Here is a 25,334-nt window from a genome sequence, read left to right as displayed (position 1 = left end):
ATGAACCCAAAACGACTCGTACAGGCCGTCGCATGCGTATTCGCGGGCGCGGCCCTGCTGGCGGCAGGGTATGTCGCCGGCACGCATCGCGCCCTGGCGCCGGCCCCGATGGACACCGCAATGTCCGCCTCGACGCCGGGTGCCGGCGTCGATCCGCAGACCGGCCGCAAAGTGCTGTACTGGCACGACCCGATGGTGCCGAACCAGCATTTCGCCAAGCCGGGCAAATCGCCGTTCATGGACATGCAATTGCAGCCTGTCTATGCGGACGAAGGCGGCGGCAGCACCGGCATACGCATCGATCCGGGCTTGCAGCAGGACCTCGGCATCCGCTACGCAACCGTGCACCGGCGCGAGACGAGCGAAGGCTTCGATGCGATCGGCACCACGCAGTTCGATGAGTCGCAAGCCGACGTCGTGCAATCGCGCGTGAATGGCTATATCGACCGTCTCTACGCCAGCGCGCCGATGCAGCGTATCGCGAAGGGCGCGCCGATCGCATCGCTGTTCGTGCCCGACTGGCTCGCGCCGCAAGAGGAATATCTGTCGCTCAAACGCGGCGGCATGGACGATGCGTTGCTGCAGGCCTCGCGCGCGCGCATGCGTGCGATGTCGATTCCCGAAGGTGTGATCGCGAGCCTCGATCGCACGGGCCGCGCACAGACGCATATTGTGCTGTCGTCGCCCGAAAACGGCGTCGTCAGCGAACTGAACGTGCGCGACGGCGCGATGGTGACGCCGGGTCAAACGCTCGCGAAAGTAGCGGGCCTGTCGAAGCTGTGGCTGATCGTTGAGATTCCGGAGGCACTCGCACTCGATGCGCGGCCCGGCATGCGCGTCGATGCGACCTTCAGCGGCGACCCGACCCGGCACTTCACGGGCCGCATTCGCGAAATCCTGCCGGGCATCAGCACGACGAGCCGCACGTTGCAGGCGCGGCTCGAAATCGACAACCCGGACGGCAAACTCACACCGGGCATGCTGATGCGCGTGCATGTCAGCGGTGCGAACAAGGTGTCGCGCCTGCTCGTGCCGTCCGAAGCGGTCATCGCCACCGGCAAGCGCTCGGTCGTGATCGTGAGAAACGGCGATGGACGCCTGCAGCCTGCCACCGTCACGGTCGGCAACGACGTCGGCAACGAAACGGAAGTGCTCGGCGGTCTGAACGACGGCGACACGGTCGTTGCATCGGGGCAGTTCCTGATCGACTCCGAAGCGAGTCTGAAGTCGGTGCTGCCGCGTATCGAAGGCGCGTCGGCGTCTGGGCCGGCTAGCGATGCGGCAGCGCCCGGCGCGTCGGCGTCTGCAGCGGCATCGGCTGCCGCCGCGGCCTCGACCTCGACGTACGAAACGACCGGAAAGGTCGAACAGATCACGTCCGCCAACATGACGTTCTCGCACGAGCCGATTCCCGCGCTCGGCTGGCCCGCGATGACGATGTCGTTCAGCAAGCCCGCGCCGAATGCGTTCGCGGAGGTGAAGGTTGGCGACACCGTGCACTTCGTCTTCAAACCGTCCGGCGACGGCTATCAGCTTACGAAGGTCGAACCCGCAGGAGGCGCCAAATGATCGCGCGCATCATTCGATGGTCGATTCAGAACCGCTTTCTCGTCTTGCTGGCCACCGTGCTCGTCGTCGCATGGGGTGTGTATTCGTTGCGTGAAACACCGCTCGATGCACTGCCCGATCTGTCGGATACGCAGGTCATCATCAAGGCGTCGTATCCCGGCAAGGCGCCACAGGTGATCGAAGACCAGGTCACCTATCCGCTCACGACCACGCTGCTCGGTGTACCGGGCGCAAAGACGATCCGCGCTTACTCGTCGTTCGGCGACGCCTTCGTCTATGTGCTGTTCGACGACAAGACCGACCAGTACTGGGCGCGTTCGCGCGTGCTCGAGTATCTGAACCAGGTGCAAAGCCGTCTGCCGCCGGGCGCGACCGTCTCGCTCGGGCCGGACGCGACCGGTGTGGGTTGGGTGTACGAGTACGCGCTCGTCGATCGCAACGGCCACCACGACCTCGGTCAACTGCGCGCGCTCAACGACTGGTTCCTGAAGTTCGAGTTGAAAGCGGTGCCCGATGTCTCGGAGGTGGCGAGCATCGGCGGCATGGTGCGGCAGTATCAGGTCGTACTCGATCCTGACAAGCTGCGTGCCTACAACATCCCGGAGCAGCAGGTGGCCGACGCCTTGAAGAAGGCGAACCAGGAGTCGGGCGGCTCGGTCGTCGAACTCGCGGAGTCGGAATACATGGTGCGATCGTCGGGCTATCTGCACTCGCTCGATGATTTCCGCAACGTCGTGCTGCGCACCAACGACGCGGGCACGCCGGTACTGCTCGGCGATGTCGCGCGCATCCAGATCGGCCCCGAAATGCGCCGCGGCATCGCGGAACTGAACGGCCAGGGCGAAGTGACCGGCGGCGTGATCGTGATGCGGTCCGGCAAGAACGCGCTTACCACCATTGAAGGTGTCAAGGCGAAGCTCGCGGACCTCAAGCGATCGCTGCCGCCCGGCGTCGAAGTCGTGACCACGTACGATCGCTCCCAGCTAATCGAACGCGCCGTGGACAACCTGCGGGACAAGCTGATCGAGGAATTCGTCATCGTCGGCCTCGTTTGCGCTGTGTTTCTGTTCCATCTGCGCAGTGCGTTTGTCGCGATCCTGTCGTTGCCGCTCGGCGTGCTCGCCGCGTTTATCGTGATGCGCTTTCAGGGCGTGAACGCGAACCTGATGTCGCTCGGCGGCATTGCGATCGCGATCGGCGCCATGATCGATGCCGCGATCGTGATGATCGAGAACGCGCACAAGCATCTCGAAGCATACGAGCACGAGCATCCCGCGACGCCGATCACAACCGCGCAGCGTTGGGAGGTCATCGCGACTGCGGCCGCCGAGGTGGGGCCCGCGCTGTTCTTCTCGCTTCTGATCATCACGCTCTCGTTTATCCCGGTGTTTTCGCTGGAAGGGCAGGAAGGCAAGCTGTTTTCGCCGCTCGCGTTCACCAAGACCTATACGATTGCCGCTGCCGCGGGCCTGTCGGTCACACTCGTGCCGGTGCTGATGGGTTACCTGATTCGCGGGCGCATTCCGCGCGAAACCAGCAATCCGATCAACCGTGTGCTGGTGAAGCTGTATCGGCCGCTGCTCAACGGCACGTTGCGACGGCCGTGGTTCGTGATCGGGCTCGCGGCCGTCGCGCTCGCACTAACGGTTATTCCGCTATCGCATCTGGGTGGCGAGTTCATGCCGCCGCTCGACGAAGGCGACCTGCTCTATATGCCGACCGCTCTGCCTGGAATTTCGGCCAACAAGGCGTCCGAACTGCTGCAGCAGACAGACCGGCTGATCAAGACCGTGCCCGAGGTAGAAACGGTATTCGGCAAATCGGGCCGCGCCGATACGGCCACCGATCCGGCGCCGCTCGAAATGTTCGAGACGACGATCCAGTTCAAGCCGCGCAGCGAGTGGCGGCCGGGCATGACGCCACAGAAGCTCGTCGACGAACTGGACCGGACCGTGAAGGTGCCGGGGCTCTCGAATGTCTGGGTGCCGCCGATCCGCAACCGGCTCGACATGCTGTCGACCGGTATCAAGACACCGGTGGGCGTCAAGGTTTCCGGGCCGGAGCTGACGAAGATCGATGAGGTTGCCGCGCAAGTCGAAAGCGCGGTGAAGGGCGTACCGGGCGTCACGTCGGCGCTCGCGGAACGACTGAACGGCGGACACTACATCCACGTCGATATCGACCGGCAGGCCGCGGCGCGCTACGGGCTTTCGGTCGGCGATATCCAGGACGTCGTGTCGATGGCGGTCGGCGGCGATAACGTGGGCGAAGTGATTGCAGGCCGCGAGCGTTTCCCGATCAATATCCGCTATCCGCGAGGCGTGCGCGACTCGGTCGAAAAACTGCGCGAGTTGCCGGTCGTCACCGATCGCGGCGCGCAGATTACGCTTGGCGATGTCGCTCATATCACGATCGACGATGGTCCACCGATGATTCGCAGCGAAAACGCGCGACTGTCCGGGTACGTCTACATCGATATCCGCAATGTCGACCTCGAAACCGCGGTGAAGGCGATGCAGCAGGCCGTCGCGCAGAAGGTCGCGCTGCCGGCCGGATATTCGATCGAGTGGTCCGGACAGTTCGAACATCTCGAGCGCGCAGCGGCGAAACTGCGGATGGTGATTCCGGTCACGCTGGTCGTGATCTTCGTGATGCTGTTCCTCACGTTCAACTCGGCCGCCGACGCGCTGCTTCTAATGTCGACCGTGCCGTTCGCGCTGGTCGGCGGATTCTGGCTGATCTGGATCCTCGGCCACGCGGTGTCGGTAGCGACCGCGGTGGGGTTTATCGCGTTGACGGGCGTGGCCGCGGAATTCGGCGTGGTGATGCTGCTTTACCTGAAGGAGGCATTGAATCGCCGCCTGAAGCACGGCGAGCCGCTCGACGAAGCGACGCTTGTCGATGCGATCCGCGAAGGCGCCGTGCTGCGCGTACGACCGAAAGCGATGACTGTCGCGGTCGTGCTCGCGGGTCTTATTCCGATCATGGTCGGACACGGCGCGGGCTCCGAAGTCATGCAGCGGATTGCCGCGCCGATGGTCGGCGGGATGATTACCGCGCCGCTGCTGTCGATGTTCGTGATTCCCGCCGCCTGGTTGCTGTTGCAACGACGCCGTTTGCCGCGCAACCGCGAAGCACCGAAGTCTTTTGCAGTCGCGAGCGGCGCGCGAGTGCCATCGCCCCCTATCGGCACGTCCGTGCCGTCATCCCACTCTGGAGAAATATCATGAAGAAGTCGATTATCTTGTTCATTTCGCTCGCTGCTGCCGCAACCAGCAGTGCCTCGTTTGCCGACGACATGTCGGGCATGAAGATGAGCGCGGGCGCCATGAGCCATACGCCGGCGGCCGGCAACGACGCGATGACCGATGCCGTCGTCAAACATGTCGATACGGCGAGCGGCATGGTGACGCTCAAGCACGGAGCGCTGAGCAATGTCGGCATGCCCGCCATGACGATGGCCTTCAAGGCGAAAGATCCGGCGATGGCGAGAAGCGTCAAGGAAGGCGACAACGTGAAGGTGCGCGTCGAAAACGTGGACGGCACGCTCACCATCGTGAAGATGGCGAGGCAGTAAGCGTCTGGCGGGCGAGGACGCGGCCGGCCGGCGTCCTCGCTGCCACATGGAAGCCGGGGACGATCAGGCGATGTGTGCGGTACCGGGTGATCGCTGTTTGCGATAAGGTGATGCATGCAGCAGCTCCACCACCTGACGATGCTACCCGGACACATGAAAACCGTTCCTGCAATCAAACCGTATGGCGCCTGGAAGTCTCCCGTTACGACGCACCTGATCGTCGGCGACACGATCCGTCTGGGCCAGCCCGCGATCGCGCACGACGCCATCTATTGGACCGAAGGCCGGCCGCAGGAACAAGGACGCAATGCACTGGTCCGTTACGCAGGCGGTGCTGCATCCGATCTGCTGCCGGCGCCTGTCAGCGTGCGCTCGCAAGTGCATGAATACGGCGGCGGTGCGTATGCGGTCGGCAGTGGCGGCGTGTACTTCAGCAATGCGGCCGATCAACGCCTCTATACGCTCGACGCCGACGGCACCGGCATGCCGCGCGCATTGAACGGAACCGAAACCGGAGCGGAAGGACTTCGCTTCGCCGATCTGGTCGAAGACAGCCGGCATCGACGGCTAATTGCCGTATGCGAAGACCACCGCGGGCACGATCACGAACCGGACAACTTCCTCGCTGCGATCGATCTCGACTCCGGTTCACTCACGCGCATTGCCGACACACACGACTTCTTCTCATCGCCGTGTCTAAGTCCCGATGGAAGCCGTCTTGCATGGCTCGCATGGAGCCATCCCGACATGCCGTGGGACGCCACGGAACTCTGGCTCGCCGATATCGGCGGCGATGGCCGCATTGGCACGCCGCGCCGCCTCGCGGCGGGAGTTACGGAGTCGCTGTTTCAACCTGCGTGGTCGCCCGCGGGGCAGCTTCATGTCGTGTCCGACCGCAGCGGCTGGTGGAATCTTTATCGTATCGACGGCGACGAAATGATTGCACTGCACCCGATCGCGGCGGAATTCGGCAAGCCGCAATGGCTGTTCGGCATGACGACCTACGGCTTCGATGCGAATGGGCGGATTCTCTGCATCTACGAGCAGGACACCGACTCGCGCCTTGCCATACTCGATCCCGCCGCGCGAGTTTTCGAGCCGGTCGACATGCCGTTCTGCATGATGCGCGACCTTCACGTGCATGGCGACAAGGCAGTTTTCATCGCCGCCACGCCGGCATCGTCCGAAGCGGTCGTCGAGTTCGACCTGACGGCCCGCACGCATCGCGTGCTGCGCAGCTCGAGCCGGACCGACGTGGATCCCGCCTATACGTCGATCGCGCAGCCAATCAGTTATCCGTCGACGGGCGGCAGGACCGCGCATGCGCTGTACTATCCGCCATTCAACGCGGACCATGCGGGCCCCGCCGACGAGCGCCCCCCACTGCTCGTGGTAGCACATGGCGGCCCGACGAGTTCGTCGGACCGATCGTTCAAATGGAACGTTCAATTCTGGACCAGCCGCGGCTTCGCGGTGGTGGATGTCAACTACAGCGGCAGCAGCGGCTACGGCCGTGCTTACCGGCAGCAACTGAGCGGGCGCTGGGGCGTCGACGACGTGGACGACGCGGTCGCCGCGGCGACCTATCTGGTCAACCAGGGTCTTGTCGATAAAGAACGCCTTGCCGTGCGAGGCGCCAGCGCCGGCGGATATCTAGCGCTTTGCGCGCTGACTTTCCGCGACTGCTTCAAGGCGGGCGCAAGCCACTATGGGATCGGCGATCTGGAAGCGTTGCTGCGAGGCACGCATAAATTCGAATCGCGCTACCTGTTCCGGCTGGTCGGGCCGTATCCGGAACAGAAGGCGCTGTATCGCGAGCGCTCGCCGATCAATCATGCCGACCGGCTGTCCTGCGCGATGATCCTTTTCCAGGGTGGCAAAGATAAGGTCGTGCCGCCCGACCAGGCCGAAGCGATGTACCGTTCGGTGCGTGCGAAGGGTTTGCCAGTCGCATCGATCGTGTTTCCCGAGGAGCAACATGGCTTTCGCGTTGCCGACAATATCCGGCGTTGCCTCGAGGCCGAACTGTACTTCTACGGAAAGATCTTCGGCTTTGAGATTGCCGACGCGATCGAGCCGATCGAGATCGACAACCTTTGAACCTCACATGCGATCGCTGGCTCGGCATCCTGTTGAGCCGGTTGCCGCGCGCAGACGAGATCGCTCACTTGGCCTCGTGTTTTGCCAGCCAGCGTTTCATTATTGCGATTTCTTCTTTCTGCGTCTTCACGATATTGCTTGCCAGCTTCTTCATCTGCGGGTCTTTGCCGTACTTCAATTCGACCTCAGCCATGTCGACGGCGCCTTGATGGTGCGGCAGCATGTGCGTGACAAAGTCCTTATCCGCATCACCGGTGTATGGGGGCGCGCTCATGTGCTGCATCATTTTCTGGTCTGCCTGCTGGAATGCCTGTGTGGCTGGCGAGGAGTCAGCCGAGGAACCGGCCATGTTCATATGCATGCCGGGCATCGACGCGGCCTGCTGCGCGTTGGCGGCGGCGCTGGCGGCGCCGATCGCGAACGCCGTACAGATTCCGAAAGCTCGAACGAGGACCCGCTTGTGCATGTTGCATCTCCTTGGTTGAGAACTACAAGTACGACCTTCCGTCCTGGTTTCGTACCTGGGCTTGAACGGTAGTCGGGCGAAAGCCGGTGGCCGGGAAGACGGTGACAGCATGGACCTTCCCACACTGGGAAGGTCAAGAACTCCGAATTTTTTACATCACACACGTACCTGTCCTCATGTTCCTGTCCAAGCTCCCCGTCAACAGGGAGCGCATGTATGGCGCCGATGGACTTCTGGCATTTCTTTGCGCGATGCTAGCGCTGATTGCCATCCTCGACAGGTATGTCGATATTCCCGTGCGGCGCGCGCTATCTAAACGCTTCGTGCGAAGCGAACCAGCGAAAAAGATCCAGGTCCCCGTCACAACGGGGACGTGAAGCCATTCCTGGCGCAAGCGAATTGTTTCGCTTCGCAAAGAGATCGGGCGGCAACGCCGCCTCGCTTATTGCATCGCGGCTACGACCTCGTCGGTTGTCAGCACCGCGTGCGCCAGGAACTGGTAGTTGACCAGGGCGGCCTGATAGCCGTCTCCCCACACAGGGTGCCGCGGCCCCGCAGTCGCATCTTTCACGACCGCGACCTCGAAGCCCTGCTCGAGCAGTTCGCGCAGGTGAGATTCGACGCAGATGTTGGCCAGCATGCCGCCGAGTACCACCTTGCCGATACCTCGTTTGCGCAATTGCAGAGTCAGATCGTTGGTCTGCGGTCCCCATACTTTGTGCGGGCTCGTCACGACCGTTTTGCCGTCTTCGATGTATGGTTTGAACCGTGCAAGCCAGTCCGCGCCCGATCCTTCGAACCCGCCGAGATTCAGCGGCCCCGTGCGCGCGAAACTGCGAGTCTCCACTTCGCCTTGCTCGAGCGGGCCGTATGACTTCCACGCGTAGTCGGTCGGATAGAAGTAGTGAGGCGAGATAAAGACTTCGTATTGCTGCGCTTTCGCCGCCTCGAAAATGCGTTCCATATTGTCGATGGTGCGGTTTTCCGTCACGCTCGCGCCTACGACTCCCCAGTTCACGCCATGCTCGCTGAGCACATCGTTCTGAGGGTCGATAAATACCACTGCGGTGTCGTTGTTGCTAAGTTTCATATCCGCGTCCTGATCGAGTTGAACAGTTTGATTGAGTCGCGCCTTGCCGCAATCCAACCGTAGCACCGCGATAGTAGAAAGTATTTACGGCGCCGAGCAGATTCCAGATTTGCACGCAGGCAGGGGCCAACCGGTTGAACGCTGCGTTCGACATTACGGTATGACGATTCGATCTTAAGGGCGCCGAACGCGCGCAATGCGACGACGTTGAATTGTTCTGAACAACATCAAAGCCCGGGTCGAGTCGTGCACAACGAACTATCATCGTTGTGTTGCCGGCGGTCGATGCGTTACTCAGTTGCGGTTCTTCAGCCACGATCTCCAAGCGAAGGGAAGATCAAGCCATGGTCCGTCTTGTGATGATCCTGCTCGGTGTCGACTACCTGCGCACGCGCTGGCGCGAACTGCTCGCGGTAGGCTTTCTGAGCACCGTGTTAGGGGTGGTGATCTTCTGCGATGCACTCGACGGCGCGCTCTGGTTCCCCATCGTTCCATTCGTCGCTTTGCTTCTGCTCGAAGGCCTCGCTACGCTCGCGGTCGCCTGGACCGGCATAGGCGGACAGCGCACGCTGCGCTATGTCAAAGGTGTGACCTTTATCGTGTCCGCCGGGCTCGTGCTAATGGGAGGCGTGCACGGCAACTTCATCCTGTCGTTGATTTTCGGCACGCTGTTTCTCGCGGACGGCACGCTTCAGATTATTGCCGCGGCACTCGTGCGCTACCGCACATGGAAGGTGGCGATCGCCGGCGGCGTGCTGGAAATCGCCATTGCGATCTTTTTCTACCAGCCCTATCCCGATCACTATGCGGGCACCATCGCATATTGTGTCGCGTTCGGCCTGCTGTTCGGCGGCTGGAACATGACCTTGCTCGCGATGCGTGTGCGGCGCATGGCGACAAACCCCGTCGTCGCCGACGAAAAACGCACAAAGCATAAGGTCGCGGCGATGGAAGCCGCCGCAATGCGGGCACGAGCGTCCACGGAAATGTCCACGCAGGACGTACCGAAGCCGCCGTCGCCGAACGCGTCCGGCGATGCTGCCGAACGGCGCGACCATGTTCTGACCATACACGTGTGGACGCCGGTAGGTTCCGCGAAATCGCAGGCGCGACGGCAGCCGATCATCGACCGCTACATAGCCGCGGTCGATCGAAACGGCGCGATCTCGACAGGCCATGCCGCACTCGAGTCGGCGGAAGGCGTTTATATCAGCCTGTACCCGGCCATTGAAATCGAGCGGTCGCCAGACGAGTTCTCGCGCATCCTGCGTGCGACGCGCGACAACGACGTGCCTGGCGTGTTTCAGCCCGACTATCAGACCGAAGCGAAAGCGTGGTGTCCTTCCACGCGTCAGGTGCGCATATACAACTACGATGCGCAACGGCTCGAACGTTTCTGGGCCGAATATCGCCGCACGACAACCTACAACCTGACATACCGCAACTGCTCGAGCACGGTCGCGAAAGCGCTGGAAGCGGCAATCGAAGGAGCGTCGGCGCGCGCGTGGGGAATGGACCGTGGCTGGAAGCCGTTTCTACATATCGCCGTGACGCCTGAACTATGGGTTGCGGCACAAGTCAGAAAGCGCGCAGCGACAATGGCGTGGACGCCCGGCCTCACCCTCGACTACGCGCGTGCACTCAGCATGCTCGCGGACCCGCACCCTTCCGGATGGGTGAAAATGGCGCGCCTTGCGCTAAGAACGATGCACGAGTCACGTGTGCGCTGGCGAGCGGAGAAAGCAGCGGCGCCGAACATCGATGATACGGACGCGTTGGAGCCCGCTGTGCAGTCGGTGTTCGCCGATACCGGCGCAAATCCTGGCGCAAATGCCGGCGCCAACACGAGTGCACAGCGCTGATTGCCTGCTCATCGGTCAACGGCGAGTCACCCGCCCGACTCGCGCCCCAGATAGACGGCGTACCAGTCGGCCCAGTTTTCGTCATGCTTACCGGTCTTCTTCTCATGCTCGCCATGCGCGGCCGCGGCACGCCGGAGTGCAGCCGCCAGCTCTTGCGACGATGTGAACGCGATGTTTTGCGCGTCGACGCGTCCAGGCAGGCGGGTCGTGACCTCCTGAAAGACCCATCCATTTCCATCGGGATCGCTAAACGAAGCGAAGGATCCGTAACTGTTGCGCGCAGGATGCAGGCCGCTTACGCGTCCCTCTTCGCCGGCATGATGGAAGAGCCCGCCTGCGTCGTGAAAAACTTCACTCACGTCGACGCCGCGCGCGGCAAGCGCCTCGCGGGCGGCAACCACATCGGAGACGATCAGGTGAAGTCCTTGCACCGAGCCCGGCGCTTCTGTGGTGACGCCCGTGCCGAACAGAATCGAGCAGTGCGAACCGGGCGGCGTGAAGTGCACGACGCGAAACTGCTCGTCCTTCACGATATCGACGTCGAGCCTCCAGCCTAAGGCGGCGTAAAACTGCTTCGCGCGATCGACGTCCGCTACGGGAATGACGACCACTTCCAGTTTCATGTCGACTGTTTTTGCATTGCTCATGTCGCGATCTCCTTGAATTTGGGATGCTCCGAGGAAGGCACATGCAAAGGGACAGGCTACATCAGCGGCGACTTGCGCCGCTTCAAAATCGCACTGATTGCCCATCGAATCCCCGATCGCCGAGCATGATCGAATCGCGCAACCAATTCGTCGTACAAGGGCGGCGAGCCAATCGGCCGCGTCCGGCGCAGTGCGCAGGAGGCAGCGCTGCGCCGCCTGCTTTCACGCCGTGCAAGCTTGCGCTAATCGCGAGAAAATATACGTTTTGCCCACGTCTTTATAAACGTACTCGACATGTCCGATCTTGCTTCCCCGATTTCCCGCCGCGCCGCCATCGATCCCGGTCCACTCGGCGTGGCCTTGCTGCTGATCGTCGCCGGCGTGTGGTACCTCGCGCAGACCGTCAGCGCAGTACAAGCGGCGTTGTATGCGGTCGGCGCGCTGCTCGGCATCGCGCTTTACCACGCCGCGTTCGGCTTCACGTCCGCGTGGCGCGTATTGATTGCCGACGGCCGCGGCGCCGGCCTGCGCGCGCAGATGCTCATGCTGGCCATCGGGGTCGCACTGTTCTTTCCCGCGCTGGCAGCGGGCACGCTGTTCGGCCATCCCGTCACGGGCCTCGTGTCGCCGGCCGGCACCTCGATCGTCGTCGGCGCATTCATGTTCGGACTTGGCATGCAACTCGGCGGCGGCTGTGCGTCGGGCACGCTTTACACGGTCGGCGGCGGCAGCACGCGCATGATAGCGACGCTGATCGCGTTCGTCGCCGGGTCCGTCATCGCGACCATGCACATGCCTTTCTGGACCGCGCTGCCGGGATTGCCCGCGATCTCGCTCGTGAAAACGCTTGGCGTCGCGCCGGCATTGTTCCTCAACTGGGCGGTCTTTGCGCTGATCGCGGCGATAACCGTCGTCATCGAAAAACGCAAGCATGGCCGGCTCGTCGAGGCGCATACGCAGCCGCCGCACACGTCGCCGTGGCTGCATGGCCCGTGGCCGCTGCTGGCGGGTGCAATCGCGCTTGCCGTGCTCAACTTTGCGACGCTCGCGCTTTCGGGGCGGCCGTGGGGCATCACGTCGGCGTTCGCGCTGTGGGGCGCGAAGGCGGCCTCCTCGCTCGGCTTCGATGTCGCGAACTGGGCGTACTGGACCAGCAAGCCGAACGCCGCGGCGCTCGCCGCGCCGATCTCGCACGACGTGACCTCGGTCATGGATATCGGCATCGTGATCGGCGCGATGCTGGCGGCCGCGCTGGCCGGCCGCTATGCGCCCGTCTGGCGCGTGCCGCTGCGCTCGCTCGTGGCTGCGGTCGTCGGTGGATTGCTGCTCGGATACGGCGCGCGCCTTGCATACGGCTGCAACATCGGCGCGTATTTCAGCGGCATCGTGTCAGGCAGTCTGCATGGATGGCTCTGGCTCGTCGCCGCGTTCTTCGGCAATGTGCTCGGCACGCGGTTGCGTCCGCTGTTCGGCTTGGAAGTCGAGCGGGTCGCGCCGACCGCGTGTTAGAGGAGCTTGACTGTCTGAACACTTTCGCGCCATACCGTTAGCACCGGATTTGTCACCGCAGTCGGCATGTCGCGCTCACTGTCCGCTGCGTAGATAGCTGAGCGCAAGCGTGGCCAGAGCGACAACGGCCAGTGCCGCCGATGCCCAGTGCAGATCCTGCAAACCGACCCCGGCGCGAATGATGGCGGCGCCGATTACGGTGCCTGCAGCCGAGCCGAGGTAGACACACGAATTGTTCAATGCCATCACGACCTGCGCGTGATGCGGTTCGACGATCTTGAGAAGCCGCGACTGCTGAACCGGCAGGAATAGCCAGCCGCTGCCCGACAGAATCGATAACGACAAGGCGGCAGTCCAGAACGACAGCATCGAGAAAGCAAGCAATGCCGCATCGATGCCGAGCACGACGAACGTCGCCACGAGCACGGCGACAGGTTTGAAGCGCACGCCAAGCTGACCGCCCGCGAAACTGCCGGCGACACCGCCAATGCCGGACGCAACGAAGACCGCCGCGATCTGGCGCGCAGGAAAGCCTTGGGCACCGAGTATCGCGCCAAGATAGGTGTACGTGAGAAAGTACGCCGAGCCGATTGCAACAGCGGGCAGCAAAGCGAGCAAGGTCGAACCATGCGTGAGCGGTTTGAATCGCGCGATGAGCCCCGGGGAAGGGGCAAGCGCCGCGTCGCCCGACGATACGCGCGCCGCGCGGATTGCTAGTCCGGCCACCAGCGACAGGACAACGACAAGCCAGAATGTACCGTGCCATCCGGCGTGCTGTCCGATCAGCGTGCCGATCGGAACACCGAGCGCGGTCGCCGACGTCAACCCCAAAGCGACGACCGCAAGCGCCTTGCTCTTCATTTCCGGCGCGGCGAGCGTAGCCGCGAGCGTATAGGCCGTCGGCGTGTAGAGACTGCCCGCAATCGCGGCGACCACGCGCGCGGCGACGAGAATCTCAAAGGTCGTTGAGAGTGCGCAGACGGCATTGGCTGCCGCAAACAGGATCAGTGCGCCGACAACTACGTTCTGCTTCTTCAGATGGCCGATGAACGCCGCCAGTACTGGAGCTGCGACGGCATACGTAAATGAATACCAGCTGACCAGCTGGCCCGCCGCATTGATGCCGATGTGAAGATCGCGCGCTACGGAAGCAAGAATGCCGGAGATCACGTACGCATCGGTGCCGATGGCGAACGTGCCTAGCGCGAGAAAGCAGACTTTCGGATCGAACGCTTTCGACCAGCCAGACCGCTTGACGGCGAGCGCATCTTCGGATGAACAACTCATCTGTTATACCTTTCTCGTTGCAAGCTCAAGCAAATAGTAGAGGTGGCCGCAAGCGTGTGCGTGCACGAGAAACGCTTTTTGCATGTGTGACAACCGCTTTACCGATTGCACACGAGACGCGCGAATCTGCCCGCGGCAGATCGCGGTCACGCGTTTTCCGCTGTCGCGAGCGCGCGACATTCAACCGGTCGTTGCCGTCTTCAGATGCTTCGTTTGCCGAATATGCGGGCGATGTCGCCGCGCAAACATCAGCCGGAGCCGCCTCGATAAACATTTGTTTAGAGAGCGTGACGAACTTCCGCTACCACTGAAATAAAGCATTCCATCTCTCGTCATCGCAGCGATGCCGGACGATACCGCACGTCGCCCGAGGCGACTGCCGATCACTCAACCGGGGAATACCAGTGAAACGAGATGTAATGTTGCTGAAGATCAGATGTTGTGCCGCAGGCGCCGCCCTGCTTGCCGCGGGAGCCGCACATGCGCAAAGCAGCGTGACGCTGTTTGGCCTGATCGATACAGGTGTGGTGTACCAGAATAATGCGCGCGTTACCCCTTCGAGTGCGACGTCGCCAGGCGGCAGTGCGTTTTCGCTGCAAAGCGGGAACGTCTTTACGTCGCGATGGGGCCTGCGGGGCACGGAGGATCTTGGCGGAGGGCTTAGTGCAGTCTTCTGGCTTGAGAACGGTTTCAATGTAAATAATGGCACCTTCAAGAACGGCGGCGACCTGTTTGGCCGACAGGCATGGGTCGGTCTCCATTCGAATCAGTACGGTACGCTGACGCTCGGCCGGCAATACGACTTCCTCGTCGACTTCGTCGCACCGTTGAGCGCGACCGGTTCAGGCTTCGGCGGCAACCTGGCGACGCACGTCTACGACAACGACAACCTGAACAACGATCTGCGCCTGAACAATTCGGTCAAGTTCAGCAGTGCAACGTATGGCGGCTTTAAGGCCGGTGCGATGTATGCGTTCTCGAACCAGGCAGATAACTTCGCCAACAACGGCGCCTATAGCTTCGGTGCAAGCTACGCGTACGGCCCGTTCAGTTTCGGTGCCGCCTATCTGCAAATCAACCGCACGGCCGACCCTGCGCTCGCCAACGCATCGGGCGCCGCAAGCACGGGCGACGGTGACGCGTTGACGACCGGCGGCCGTCAGCAAATCTATGGTGCCGGTGCGCAATACAAGTTCGGCAAGTCGTCGGTTGGCGTCGTGTGGACTCACTCCGTGACGGACAACATCACGGGGCTGTTACAGGACGGCAGCACGAGCGTCGGCGCACTTGCGGGGACGTCGATGAAATTCGACAACTTTGAAATCAACGGCCGATATTTCCTGCGGCCGGACCTGAGCCTCGGCGCGTCGTACACCTACACCACGGGTGATTTCAGCGGCGCCTCCAAGGGCTTCACCTCAGCGTCGCCGCATTGGAATCAGGTCATGGCGCAGGCCGACTATCTGTTCTCGCCACGCACCGATGTCTATCTGGAAGGCGTTTATCAGCGAGTCGGCGGTGGAAACGGCAATGGGGCATTCGACGCGAGTGTCTATACGCTTGACCCGTCGGCGGGCAACGAGCAGGTGGTCATTGCGATTGGAATGAAGCATCGGTTTTGACGCCGACAACCGCGTTTGAAGCGGCGTCGCACGCCCCCGCCGCGTTCCAGCGGCGGGGCGTGACTCTCATCCGCCAAGCTTTACCTTAAAGATCGTAAAGGACCCTGAACGCGGCAAATGGTTCTTGAACGTCACCTCCCAGAGATGGGAATCCGCGATGTACATATAGCCCTGGCTGATCGCAAACCCGTCGGCCCACGAAAGCTCGCCGGGCGCCCGCACGAAGAGCCGCGATTTGACTTTGCGCGTAGCGGGATCGATATCGAGCGCGACGATGGTGCTGTGTTCGAGATCGCCGCCATACAGCGTCCCATGCTGGTCCATGATCAAGCCTCCTGTCAGTTCCGCCGAGCCGAGATATTGAACCTTGTGCGACAGTTGGCTCGCGCTGAGCTTTGCATCGGTCAGCGCCCTGGTTGGCACCCGCCAGTAGTTGTGATCGGTTAGCGGGCGGTAGTAAAGCCATTTCGCGTCCGGCGAAAGTGCAATACCGTCGGCATGAATCGCAACGATCTTGCCATCGTTCGTTAGCGCCGGTTGCCCGTTGATCATCAGGTGCTGTTTGGGATCGGCGTACGTCGATCGATCGCCGGCAAGAACCTGCCGCGATTGGCCGGTTTTGAGGTTCAGCACGACGAGGCTGCCGCGATTGCCGATGTTCGTCAGATACGCGTAGCCATGCACGAGATCGATACGTACATCGTTGAGCGAATCGATCGGTGCAACGGTGCCGTCGAAGCCGTAGCTGCGTATCACCTTGTTGCTGCTCAAATCGAATTCGACAAGCTTGGGCTTTGCGCCCTCACCCGCGGCGGTCAGCACCGCTCGCCCGGAATCGAGCACCCATAGACGATCGGCTTTGTCGACCCACATCGCCTGTGGAACCACCCACTCATGCTCCGTGTCCTTGCCGGACGCGTTCCAGGCTTCATCGGGATAGGGAGTGACCGCGCCGGTTTGCGCATTGACCTCGACGAGCTTGTCGCCGGACTGCGCAGCGGGCGCGCTCGCGAAAATGCGGCCCTCATGGGAGACGCCGATGCCGACGAGCTTGAATGTATCGAAGGTCTTGACGGTTTCGAGCGGAGGTCCGTAGGCGCCTTGCGGTTCAGCCGATAGTGCCGGTACAGTGCCGGCGGCAATGGCCGCGCAGGCCAGCGCAATTCTCGCAAGCTTCGTTATTTGCACGTCCCGTCTCCGTAGTTAAGCAGGTAAGGAATTGGAGACTGGAGCAGAAAAGCACCTGAGACTATCGGGACTTTTCTCGATGTGGATAAGCTGTCATTTGCCTTTCGTGCTCAATCGATAATTGCTTCATGAGCGACGGTGTCGCGATGACGGTGCACGGCCTCGGCTGCTGCCCGAAAGCATGCTTCTTCGTTGGGCCAACTATTCAGCGCGTCCACGCAGTCACGCGCGTAACGTGTACCGGCAAGTTGTTGCAACAGTGCGCCGTCGTCCGCAAGACGTTTTACAAGCCGCATCCCGGCCGCTTTGCATGCGGCTTCATCGTTCCACGTGCTGAGCGCTTTCAGACAATTGATGAAATGCTTTGCGGTGAGTCGCTCGCAGACCGATAAGTCCGTTGAGATCCGCCGTGCCAACTGCACCGTCGCGCGCCGGCACACATCATTGGACGTCCATTGCGCCAATGCATCGAGGCAGACAGCGAGATACCGTGCGTTCAGGTTGTGCCGCATGTTTCCATCTTCGGATATTCGCCTTGCAAGACGCACGCCGGCGGCATGACATGCGCCATCGTCGCTCCATCGGCTCAGTGCATGGATGCAGATCGCGAGGCGTACGCCGTTCAGCTGGCGCACGATCGCTTCGTCCGCCGCGATATGGCCTGCCAGCTGGTGGCAAGCGTCTTTGCATACGGGTGCGTCATGCCATTTGGCTAACGCGACACAACAGTTGGCAATTGCTTGTCCGTTCAGATGGCCTAGCGATGCTCGCCCAGGCGTTAAGCGTTTTGCGAGAGCGAGCGCTGCTTTTTCGAAAGCGTCCTCGTCTTCGTCCCATCTTGCTAATGAAGCAAGGCAGCTTGCCAGTTCAAAGGTATTAAGCGAGTCGCGTAGCGCGTCGTCGATTTGCAATCGCGTCGCCATGATTGCCGCAGCACGCTTGCACGATTCTTCGCGGTGAAATTTGCTTAACAACGCAAAGAATGCCGTCAAGTCGCGAGCGCTGATCGCGATCGTCGAAAACGAACCGTCGATCACACGCTTGGCTAGCGTGATAGCGATGGCTTTGTCGTCTGGTTGAGCGCTTGCAGTGTTCTCTGGCATACCGATGTCCGAACTCATTACCGCGACACTATCTTCTTCGATCGTCCGCATCGCCGCTTGCGCGTATGACGATTTTCTCTTGCGTGAGTGAAGCCTATGCGGCGTTTCCCCTCAAGCTGCCTCGATCAATGCCGTCAACGCGGGCTAAGGCGGCCGGCAATCAATGTGCTTCCGCCGATCTTAATGTCGCGAGTCTCAAAGACTCGATCCTTTAGGGGAAAAACCTCATGCTTAGCATCAATAGCAATATTCCCTCGCTTGTCGCTCAGGAAAACCTCAACGCTTCGGGCAGCGCGCTGTCTCAGGCGATCACGCGCCTATCGTCGGGTAAGCGCATTAACGGCTCGTCAGACGATGCCGCGGGTCTGGCCATCGCTACTTCGTTGCAAACCCAGATCAACGGTCTGGATCAGGGCGTATCGAATGCGAACGATGGCGTGTCGCTCGTGCAGACGGCCGGTACGGGGCTCACGCAGATCACTGCAAGTCTGGGGCGCATTCGCCAGCTTGCCGGTGAAGCAGCGGGCGGAACGTTGACGGCGTCCAACCAGGCAGCGTTGCAACAGGAGGTTGCGGAGCAGATCAGTGAAGTGAACCGCATCGCTTCGCAAACGCAGTTTAACGGCCTCGGCCTGCTCAACGGTCAAGCCGGCGTCATCAATGTGCAGGTGGGCGCAAACGTCGGTCAGACAGTTTCGCTTGACCTGAGCCAAGGCGTTTCGGCGGCATCGCTCGGTGGCGGATTCGTGCAGGCCGGCAATACGCTGGGCACGATAACGGGCCTGAATCTGAACGCGGACGGCACGGAAGCAAGCGGCGCCGGCGCGATCACGTCGATCAACGTTATCTCGGACGGCAGCGGTGGCTTCACCTTCACCGATCAGAACGGCAATTCCATTTCCACGGCCACGTCGTCATCATTGTTCACCACGACGACAACCAACGGCGTCTCGTCGCTGTCGGTGGGAAGCAGCAGTGCGCTTACGCCGGCGAACCAGCTCGCCGCAATCTCATCCGCCGCCAGTGCGGGTTCTGGCGCAACGGACGGTACGGTTTTCGGCGTTGTTTCGGGCATCAACGTCGATTCCTCGACGGGCACGGATGCCCCTGCGGACGACACGAACACGATCACGTCGGTCACGGTCGAGTCGGACGGCAAGGGCGGTTTGAAGTTTCTCGATCAGCACGGCGATCAACTGGGCTCGGGCGCACAGGCGGGCCTTTTCAGTGTCGCCGCAGGTGGCGCGCTCTCCTTTGCCAGCGTGCCGACCAGCACGATCGGTTCGACTGCGGCGGGTGCACAGCCGGCGGGCACTGCGCTCGCGAACATCGATACGCTGAATGTGCCGACCTCGGTCGCGAAGATCGACGTCAGCACGACGCAGGGCGCGAACAATGCGTTGCTGTCTATCGATAACGCGCTCGCCACGATCGCGAATATCCAGGCATCGCTCGGCGCTGTGCAGAACCGCTTGTCCGCGATCTCGCAATCTCAGGAGAACGAGTCGACCGACCTCGCAAGCGCGCACTCGCAGATCACTGACGCCGACTTCGCGCAGGAGACGGCAAACCTGAGCAAGGCGCAAGTGCTGCAGCAAGCCGGTATCTCGGTGCTCGCGCAAGCGAATTCGATACCTCAGCAAGTGCTCAGTCTACTCCCGCATTAAACATTGCGACTGATTCGTGGGTGGCCCGCGCGAGTATGCGGACGGGCTCATCCACGAGCGAGAACGCGGACATCGCTTCGGATCCGCGTCATGTCCCGATAGCCTTACGAACCGGCCGCACAGGCCGCATGGAGTATCCGAATGTCGACTTCACCCGTTGGCGCCACGGCAGCTGCCGCCGCTCAGGCCGCGGCACAAGCCGTTCAGCAGGCCGCCCAGTCCTTGATTTCGGGCTCGACCGGCACTCCGCTCGACGTCAATTCGCTTGTAACGACGCTGGTCAAAGCACGAATAGCGGGCCCTGCAGCCTCGTTGTCTACGCAGTCATCGAGCGACAATACCGAGATCGGCGGGCTCGGGCTGCTATCCGGTACGATGCTCGGGCTCGAGACGGCGCTCGCGCCGTTTCTGAACGGCAGCGCGCTATCGTCGTTCAGCGCGACGCCGAGCGGCGACGGGATTACGGCAAAGGCGGGATCGGGCGCATCGGCCGCCACGTATCAGATCGACACGAAGCAGATCGCTCAGGCTCAGACCATCACTTCCGGCAGCTTTTCCCCATCCGATGCAAACGCGCTGGGCTCGGGCACGTTGACCATTTCGCTGGGCAGCGGGGCCGGCGCGAAGTCGTTTCAGATCAACGTCGATTCGTCGAACGACAGCCTTGATGATGTTGTGAACGCAATCAATTCGGCCGCTGCCAACCCCGGTATCAGAGCGACCATCATCACCGGTCAGAACGGGCCAGCGCTGAGTTTGCAGTCCACTTCGACGGGTGCCGCCAATACGATCAGCATCGGCGTGACGGGGGCGGGGAGCAACAGCGCGCTCGCGAAGTTCGCGGTGACATCGTCCACCAGCACGGACTCGGATGCGCCTGTGGGCTCGTCCGCGATCGCGTCGAACAACAGCTTCTGGACGCAGTCGCAAGCCGCGCAAGACGCGCAGCTGACGGTGAACAATGTGCTCGTCACCAACTCGACGAATACGGTTTCGGACGCGATTCCCGGCATTACGCTCACGCTGACCGCGAAGGCGGTGGGCCCGCAGACGCTGACTGTGGCGCCGGACGACGGGGCGGTCGAGAACGATCTCTCCGCATTCGTGACCGCCTATAACACGGTGATCGACCAGCTGAATTCGCTCGCCGCGCCGGGCACGGCGAACGTGCCGGGCAGCGGCGGCATCCTGCTCGGCGACGAAATGATCAACCAGATCGGCGCGTCGCTTGGCGGCATCGTGGGCGGCCTCGTGTCGGACGGTGGCTTGCAAGGCACACTCGCGTCGCTCGGCATTACGTTTCAGAAAGATACGGGCGGCCAGCCGTTTGCCGCGCTGCAGATCGATGCCGACCCGAACAGCCCCACGCTCGACGACGCGGTCGCCAACAATCCGGCGCTGATAGGTGCGCTTTTCAACAAAACGAACGGGATTGCGCAGCAGCTCGACTCGGTGCTGACTTCGTATACATCCGGACAGGGCATTATCGCGAATCGCACGAACGACCTGACTGCCGACATCGCGAGCCTCGCGAAGCAGCAGAACGACCTCGACGACTTTGCCGCGCAGCTGACCTCGCAATTCAACGACCAGTTCACCGCTCTCAATACGATCCTGGCACAGGCGCAATCGAATTCGAACTTTTTGACCTCGTTGTTCGGCGGTGCCAACAGCAGCGGTGCGTTGGCGCAAAACAGCAAGTAAAGGCGGCGCCGGTTGACGGCGCCGTCATACGAGTCGTCACTCGCAATCAATCGGAGACACGGCTCGATCGACGCAAGAACTGCTGCGGAGTCATGCCATAGCGGCCCCTGAACGCGCGGCTAAAATGCGCTTCGCTTGAGAAGCCGCAGCGATACGCCACCTCCTTGATCGACACTTTGCCGTGCTCGGGTGACGAGAGCAGGCGCGATGCGCGCTCAAGACGCATCTGCCAGACGAAGCGCATCGGCGACAGACCATCGGCCTTCATCAGGCGGTTCAACTGGTTGATCGATACGCCCGTTTCTTCGGCGATCCGTTCGACGCTAAGCCGTTGCTCGCCAAGCAGACGGATGATTGTTTGCTTCGCATGGAACGCGGTTGCGATACGCGGCCGGTTAGCGCCACTTCCCGGACGCGTGAGAAGCGTGTCGATCATATCGAGGCAATGCCGGCTGAGCTGATCCGACAGATAGGGGCTGACCGCACCTGCCTGTCTTTCGATGTATTGCACGAATTCGTTGACTGCCCGAACGTCGGGGCACTGAATATCGGGTGCCAGATATTGCTGGACTGCATCATGACCGCCACGTTCGCGTAGCGCTTTCTTGGGCAGGCGAAGTAACAGAAGTTCGGTGGGCTCCCGGTAAATCTCGGTGAAGCAGCTATCGGGGTTAACAAAGAGCGCACTGCCCGGACCGAACGATTGCTCGTCTTTACCGCTTACCAGATCGAACGCTCCGCTTTGGACGATCTTGAAGTAAAGGTAATCGTCCTCCCCTCCCACTTCCTTGAACCGGTTCTCGAGCGGAGCGATGTTTTGCCCGGCCAGGCGGACACTCGTCACCTGAATCTCGCCCATCTGTCGAGCCTTGATCGAGCAGCCGGCTAAACAAGAACGCGTAAGCGTCGAACGGACATCGTAGTTTTCCGCCATGACCGTGGTCCACGACTCCGCGTTCGTGAAATTCACATCCCATTGCTGAGGCTTTCTTGACATGAATCAGTTCAACCTGTTTCAGTATGAAGTTTGTTGTGGCTTCGAGCAGCGTCCGTGCGTGCTCCCGAAGCTGTTGATTCCGCTCATTCATGAACATATGAGATAACCGTTTATTCCGGGTCGACGTGTTAGTTAACTCAACGTAAATCGCGAGAATTTCCAGGCAAGCGATTCATCCGTCAGTCAACCATGGGGAAACGCAAATAGACTATTCTGCGTACCTCTTTACGGTAAGAAAATGCGTCTTAACGATCCGCTTCGACGGCAGGTAGTTAGGGATGCTATGACTGACACGCGCATAAAGCTTTGCCGGGAATTGCACTCGATTGCGGGCTACGGATGATATTGGAATGATGGGCTTCGCCGCACAATCGCTTGATGGTCAGATTGCTAGATCGGAAGACGAGTGGCGCGACCTCGTGAGAACGAACTGGAGCATGGAGTGCAAATTTGCTTCGGAAATTCAGCGTGATCTGCGCATCGCATCGTGGTTCATGGAGGATCTTCGATTTGAAATCGCGGATCTGTCGGGACAGCAATGGACGTGGATTCCGGGGCGCGGAGAAAACAACTGGAGAAGTCATGCGCTCGTCATGCTGCTTGTGGAAAGCGGCGCGATCGACATGGAGCAGGACGGGGTCCGATTGAGCGTGGCGGAAGGGGCGCTGTTGTTGTTCGACGCTAGCATCGAATATACGCAGACATCGCATGGCGATGCTCGCGGACTAGCGCTGCGCTTGCCGCGAACGGCGCTTGAGAAGCGCGGTGCCGCGCTGCACAGCCGCAAGATGTTCATGCCGGATGTGACGTCGCCGGATGTTGCAGTGCTGCGGTCGTTTATCGCATCAACGGCCGCTTACGGACAGCACTGCACTCCCCATGGGAAGAAGCTGACCGCCGAGCACCTGATCGACCTGATGGAAATTGTTGCCGACGACTCGAGTGCGCCAGGACGCACGCGCAGTTCCGACGCGATGCTAAGAGAGGTCAAACGTTACATCAAGCGCCACGTCGGCGACGAGAGCATGACGGTGGAAGCGGTGGCGAACGCAATGGGTGTGTCGAGGGGCTATCTGACCAAGCTCTTTGAGCGCGACGGCACTTCGATGACGCGTTATCTGTTGCATCAGCGTCTGGCAAGGGCAAAGAGAATCCTTGCGACCGGAGGCGAGGCGCTGCGCATCAGCGAAGTGGCATGGCAATGCGGATTTGTCAGCGCGGCCCACTTCAGCAATGCATTCAAGAAGCTGTACGGCGTCACTCCCGGAGAACTTCATCGGAGTCAAAGGTCCAGGCACACGGCGCCGCCTGGACCCTATACCGATAAGTGACCGGTGCCAGGCCTTCGTCAGGCTTTCACGCCCGGCGTCTGCGGTATCGGAGACGGCGAGATCCGATGCAGCGGCGTGGCCCGGTGCACCGTGTCCGGCGTGCTGGCGGGCACAGCCTCGAACATCGGGACGGACGGTACGAAAAGAACCGTAAGCGGCTGCGGCACGACCAGCATCTGGTTCAGCGACGCCTGCTGGATCTGCTGCATTTGCTGCTGCATGAGCAACATCTGGGATTGCATGTCGCGCATCTGTTGCAAAGCCCACGCCGGCGGCGCGCCGCCCGTGCTGCTCTGCACCTCTATCATCCCGCTGCCGTTCGGGCTGTGCCAGCTCCATGTGCTGACGTGCGCAGGTCCGGCAGCGGTTTGTATGACATGTGTGTGCCCCTCGATCGGAACGACTTGCCCATCGATCTTCACCAGCATCGGCTCGGCGGCCAACGCAAGAGCCGGCGCCAACACGAGCGCGCCGGCGGCAATGGCGGTGCGAAAGTGCATCTGCATACTCCTTGTTGCAAGAAATCGAAATCAAAGAACGAACTCGCGAGCCGCTTAACTTTCTCGTCCCAGCCTTAAGCGACGCTTAAAAGCGGACGTCATTTGACAATTACGTAGCTTTCGCTAACGTTGGAGACTTCGCGAGGCGGGGCCTCTCGCTGTGTGATCCGCTGATGCTCCCCGCTGTGTACCCATCGACCCGACCAGAAAGCCATCGTGAATACCATCCAGATCCTGCTTCAAACGACCATTCCACCCACTAGCGACGACTGGTCGATCGCGCGGTTTAGCCGCCTGACAGAATTATTACGATCGTACCGGGACGCGGAGGGACGCGCCGTGTTCAATGTCGTCGCGCGCGACCGGGATCCGCCGGGCGCGCCCGATTCGATTCTGTCCCGCCTCGACGAAACGGAATTCGACCAGTTGTGGCTCTTTGCGGTCGACGTCGGCAATGGACTGACGCCCGAAGACTGCGCGGGCATCACGCGATTCCGGCAGGCAGGCCGTGGCCTGCTCGTCACGCGCGATCATATGGACCTCGGCTGTTCGATATGCACGTTGGGCGGTGTCGGCAAGGCGCATCACTTTCATACGCACAACCCGGAACCCGACGAATCGAAGCGCGTAATCGACGATCCGTTCACGTCTGACATCCTGTGGCCGAATTTTCACTCGGGTGCAAATGGCGACTACCAGGAAATCGCGGTCGTCGGGCCAACGCATCCGATCCTGGCCGACCCCGAGTCGCCGACCGGCGCGATCCGCTTCCTGCCAGCGCATCCGCACGAAGGCGCTGTCGACGCGCCGCACGATGAACCCGCGCGTGTGGTCGCGCGTGGCAAAAGCAAAGCCACCGGGAACAACTTCAATCTGGCAGTCGTGTTCGAACCGTCGACGCATGGCGGGCCCGCCGTCGCCGAAAGTACGTTTCATCATTTCGCCGACTATAACTGGGACACGCAGCACGGCGCCCCGAGCTTTGTGAGCGAACCGCCGGGAAATGGCATGCAAACCGAACAGCAGGCGATGCGCGACATCCACCGCTACTCGATCAATATCGCGAAGTGGCTTGCGGGGGCGGTAAACTGAGGCACTTCGCCCACCGCCAGAAG

General features: G+C 61.4%; 20 protein-coding genes. 12 read left to right on the top strand and 8 right to left on the bottom strand.

Going from position 1 to position 25,334, the window contains the following annotated elements; genetic code table 11:
• The 4 genes from QYH69_RS29020 to QYH69_RS29005 all read left to right on the top strand — a co-directional run bounded on the left by QYH69_RS29020 (position 1) and on the right by QYH69_RS29005 (position 7,246).
• Positions 1-1,569: an efflux RND transporter periplasmic adaptor subunit gene (locus QYH69_RS29020; protein WP_308835134.1), complete on the top strand. Its 1,569-nt coding sequence runs from the start codon at positions 1-3 to the stop codon at positions 1,567-1,569.
• Complete coding sequence (locus tag QYH69_RS29015; protein WP_308835133.1) at positions 1,566-4,799, top strand: efflux RND transporter permease subunit; 3,234 nt, start codon at positions 1,566-1,568, stop codon at positions 4,797-4,799. Before QYH69_RS29020 ends, QYH69_RS29015 begins: the two co-directional genes overlap by 4 nt.
• Entirely contained in the window at positions 4,796-5,146 is a 351-nt protein-coding gene (locus QYH69_RS29010) for a copper-binding protein (protein WP_308835132.1), read from the top strand. The genes QYH69_RS29015 and QYH69_RS29010 overlap by 4 nt, the downstream gene beginning before the upstream one ends.
• A gap of 153 nt (positions 5,147-5,299) precedes the next feature.
• On the top strand, positions 5,300-7,246 hold the full coding sequence (locus tag QYH69_RS29005) for a prolyl oligopeptidase family serine peptidase (RefSeq protein WP_308835131.1): 1,947 nt from the start codon (positions 5,300-5,302) through the stop codon (positions 7,244-7,246).
• Positions 7,247-7,310: 64 nt separating this feature from the next.
• On the opposite strand, the gene QYH69_RS29000 is transcribed toward QYH69_RS29005, so the two are convergent.
• The gene (locus QYH69_RS29000) at positions 7,311-7,712 is read right to left on the bottom strand and encodes a DUF305 domain-containing protein (protein WP_308835130.1); all 402 of its coding nucleotides are present in this window, start codon (positions 7,710-7,712) and stop codon (positions 7,311-7,313) included.
• 176 nt (positions 7,713-7,888) lie between these two features.
• On the opposite strand from QYH69_RS29000, the gene QYH69_RS28995 reads away from it, so the two are divergent.
• On the top strand, positions 7,889-8,089 hold the full coding sequence (locus QYH69_RS28995) for a hypothetical protein (protein ID WP_308835129.1): 201 nt from the start codon (positions 7,889-7,891) through the stop codon (positions 8,087-8,089).
• A gap of 65 nt (positions 8,090-8,154) precedes the next feature.
• On the opposite strand, the gene QYH69_RS28990 is transcribed toward QYH69_RS28995, so the two are convergent.
• Positions 8,155-8,802: an isochorismatase family protein gene (locus QYH69_RS28990; RefSeq protein WP_308835128.1), complete on the bottom strand. Its 648-nt coding sequence runs from the start codon at positions 8,800-8,802 to the stop codon at positions 8,155-8,157.
• Between the two features lie 344 nt (positions 8,803-9,146).
• On the opposite strand from QYH69_RS28990, the gene QYH69_RS28985 reads away from it, so the two are divergent.
• On the top strand, positions 9,147-10,664 hold the full coding sequence (locus tag QYH69_RS28985; protein ID WP_308835127.1) for a DUF308 domain-containing protein: 1,518 nt from the start codon (positions 9,147-9,149) through the stop codon (positions 10,662-10,664).
• Between the two features lie 26 nt (positions 10,665-10,690).
• Here QYH69_RS28985 and QYH69_RS28980 read toward each other — a convergent pair whose 3' ends face one another.
• A complete protein-coding gene (locus tag QYH69_RS28980) occupies positions 10,691-11,311 on the bottom strand; it encodes a VOC family protein (protein WP_308835126.1) in 621 nt (206 codons plus the stop codon).
• A 294-nt stretch (positions 11,312-11,605) separates the two neighbouring features.
• Here QYH69_RS28980 and QYH69_RS28975 point away from each other — a divergent pair, with 294 nt between their 5' ends.
• On the top strand, positions 11,606-12,820 hold the full coding sequence (locus QYH69_RS28975) for a YeeE/YedE family protein (RefSeq protein ID WP_308835125.1): 1,215 nt from the start codon (positions 11,606-11,608) through the stop codon (positions 12,818-12,820).
• Positions 12,821-12,895: 75 nt separating this feature from the next.
• Here the strand turns inward: QYH69_RS28975 and QYH69_RS28970 are convergent, their stop codons facing one another.
• Positions 12,896-14,107, bottom strand: coding sequence for an MFS transporter (locus QYH69_RS28970; RefSeq protein WP_308835124.1), 1,212 nt, complete (start codon positions 14,105-14,107; stop codon positions 12,896-12,898).
• 419 nt (positions 14,108-14,526) lie between these two features.
• Here QYH69_RS28970 and QYH69_RS28965 point away from each other — a divergent pair, with 419 nt between their 5' ends.
• The gene (locus QYH69_RS28965; protein ID WP_308835123.1) at positions 14,527-15,729 is read left to right on the top strand and encodes a porin; all 1,203 of its coding nucleotides are present in this window, start codon (positions 14,527-14,529) and stop codon (positions 15,727-15,729) included.
• Between the two features lie 66 nt (positions 15,730-15,795).
• On the opposite strand, the gene QYH69_RS28960 is transcribed toward QYH69_RS28965, so the two are convergent.
• Entirely contained in the window at positions 15,796-16,917 is a 1,122-nt protein-coding gene (locus QYH69_RS28960; RefSeq protein WP_308835122.1) for an L-dopachrome tautomerase-related protein, read from the bottom strand.
• Positions 16,918-17,027: 110 nt separating this feature from the next.
• Positions 17,028-18,071, bottom strand: a complete 1,044-nt coding sequence (locus tag QYH69_RS28955; RefSeq protein WP_308835121.1) for a hypothetical protein — start codon at positions 18,069-18,071, stop codon at positions 17,028-17,030.
• Positions 18,072-18,247: 176 nt separating this feature from the next.
• Here QYH69_RS28955 and QYH69_RS28950 point away from each other — a divergent pair, with 176 nt between their 5' ends.
• Both QYH69_RS28950 and fliD read left to right on the top strand, forming a co-directional pair.
• Positions 18,248-19,687: a flagellin gene (locus tag QYH69_RS28950; protein WP_308835120.1), complete on the top strand. Its 1,440-nt coding sequence runs from the start codon at positions 18,248-18,250 to the stop codon at positions 19,685-19,687.
• Positions 19,688-19,828: 141 nt separating this feature from the next.
• Positions 19,829-21,391: a flagellar filament capping protein FliD gene (fliD, locus tag QYH69_RS28945; protein WP_308835119.1), complete on the top strand. Its 1,563-nt coding sequence runs from the start codon at positions 19,829-19,831 to the stop codon at positions 21,389-21,391.
• 46 nt (positions 21,392-21,437) lie between these two features.
• Here fliD and QYH69_RS28940 read toward each other — a convergent pair whose 3' ends face one another.
• Complete coding sequence (locus QYH69_RS28940; RefSeq protein ID WP_308835118.1) at positions 21,438-22,325, bottom strand: helix-turn-helix domain-containing protein; 888 nt, start codon at positions 22,323-22,325, stop codon at positions 21,438-21,440.
• 413 nt (positions 22,326-22,738) lie between these two features.
• Here QYH69_RS28940 and QYH69_RS28935 point away from each other — a divergent pair, with 413 nt between their 5' ends.
• Positions 22,739-23,719 carry an AraC family transcriptional regulator gene (locus tag QYH69_RS28935; RefSeq protein WP_308835117.1) on the top strand — a complete coding sequence of 327 codons (981 nt, stop codon included), beginning with the start codon at positions 22,739-22,741 and terminating at the stop codon, positions 23,717-23,719.
• A 17-nt stretch (positions 23,720-23,736) separates the two neighbouring features.
• Here the strand turns inward: QYH69_RS28935 and QYH69_RS28930 are convergent, their stop codons facing one another.
• On the bottom strand, positions 23,737-24,219 hold the full coding sequence (locus tag QYH69_RS28930) for a hypothetical protein (RefSeq protein WP_308835116.1): 483 nt from the start codon (positions 24,217-24,219) through the stop codon (positions 23,737-23,739).
• A 216-nt stretch (positions 24,220-24,435) separates the two neighbouring features.
• Between QYH69_RS28930 and QYH69_RS28925 the strand changes: the two genes are divergently transcribed.
• Complete coding sequence (locus tag QYH69_RS28925; RefSeq protein WP_308835115.1) at positions 24,436-25,311, top strand: hypothetical protein; 876 nt, start codon at positions 24,436-24,438, stop codon at positions 25,309-25,311.
• Positions 25,312-25,334: the final 23 nt, after the last annotated feature.

The sequence above is a fragment of the Paraburkholderia sp. SARCC-3016 genome (assembly GCF_031119615.1).
Taxonomy (GTDB): Bacteria; Pseudomonadota; Gammaproteobacteria; order Burkholderiales; family Burkholderiaceae; genus Paraburkholderia.
This window is presented reverse-complemented; position numbering and strand designations above follow the sequence as displayed.

Coding starts and splice junctions, on each gene's coding strand:
- QYH69_RS29020 (WP_308835134.1), top strand. CDS start 1: ATGAACCCAAAACGACTCGTACAGGCCGTCGCATGCGTATTCGCGGGC.
- QYH69_RS29015 (WP_308835133.1), top strand. CDS start 1,566: ATGATCGCGCGCATCATTCGATGGTCGATTCAGAACCGCTTTCTCGTC.
- QYH69_RS29010 (WP_308835132.1), top strand. CDS start 4,796: ATGAAGAAGTCGATTATCTTGTTCATTTCGCTCGCTGCTGCCGCAACC.
- QYH69_RS29005 (WP_308835131.1), top strand. CDS start 5,300: ATGAAAACCGTTCCTGCAATCAAACCGTATGGCGCCTGGAAGTCTCCC.
- QYH69_RS29000 (WP_308835130.1), bottom strand. CDS start 7,712: ATGCACAAGCGGGTCCTCGTTCGAGCTTTCGGAATCTGTACGGCGTTC.
- QYH69_RS28995 (WP_308835129.1), top strand. CDS start 7,889: ATGTTCCTGTCCAAGCTCCCCGTCAACAGGGAGCGCATGTATGGCGCC.
- QYH69_RS28990 (WP_308835128.1), bottom strand. CDS start 8,802: ATGAAACTTAGCAACAACGACACCGCAGTGGTATTTATCGACCCTCAG.
- QYH69_RS28985 (WP_308835127.1), top strand. CDS start 9,147: ATGGTCCGTCTTGTGATGATCCTGCTCGGTGTCGACTACCTGCGCACG.
- QYH69_RS28980 (WP_308835126.1), bottom strand. CDS start 11,311: ATGAGCAATGCAAAAACAGTCGACATGAAACTGGAAGTGGTCGTCATT.
- QYH69_RS28975 (WP_308835125.1), top strand. CDS start 11,606: ATGTCCGATCTTGCTTCCCCGATTTCCCGCCGCGCCGCCATCGATCCC.
- QYH69_RS28970 (WP_308835124.1), bottom strand. CDS start 14,107: ATGAGTTGTTCATCCGAAGATGCGCTCGCCGTCAAGCGGTCTGGCTGG.
- QYH69_RS28965 (WP_308835123.1), top strand. CDS start 14,527: ATGTTGCTGAAGATCAGATGTTGTGCCGCAGGCGCCGCCCTGCTTGCC.
- QYH69_RS28955 (WP_308835121.1), bottom strand. CDS start 18,071: ATGCGGACGATCGAAGAAGATAGTGTCGCGGTAATGAGTTCGGACATC.
- QYH69_RS28950 (WP_308835120.1), top strand. CDS start 18,248: ATGCTTAGCATCAATAGCAATATTCCCTCGCTTGTCGCTCAGGAAAAC.
- fliD (WP_308835119.1), top strand. CDS start 19,829: ATGTCGACTTCACCCGTTGGCGCCACGGCAGCTGCCGCCGCTCAGGCC.
- QYH69_RS28940 (WP_308835118.1), bottom strand. CDS start 22,325: ATGGCGGAAAACTACGATGTCCGTTCGACGCTTACGCGTTCTTGTTTA.
- QYH69_RS28935 (WP_308835117.1), top strand. CDS start 22,739: ATGATGGGCTTCGCCGCACAATCGCTTGATGGTCAGATTGCTAGATCG.
- QYH69_RS28930 (WP_308835116.1), bottom strand. CDS start 24,219: ATGCACTTTCGCACCGCCATTGCCGCCGGCGCGCTCGTGTTGGCGCCG.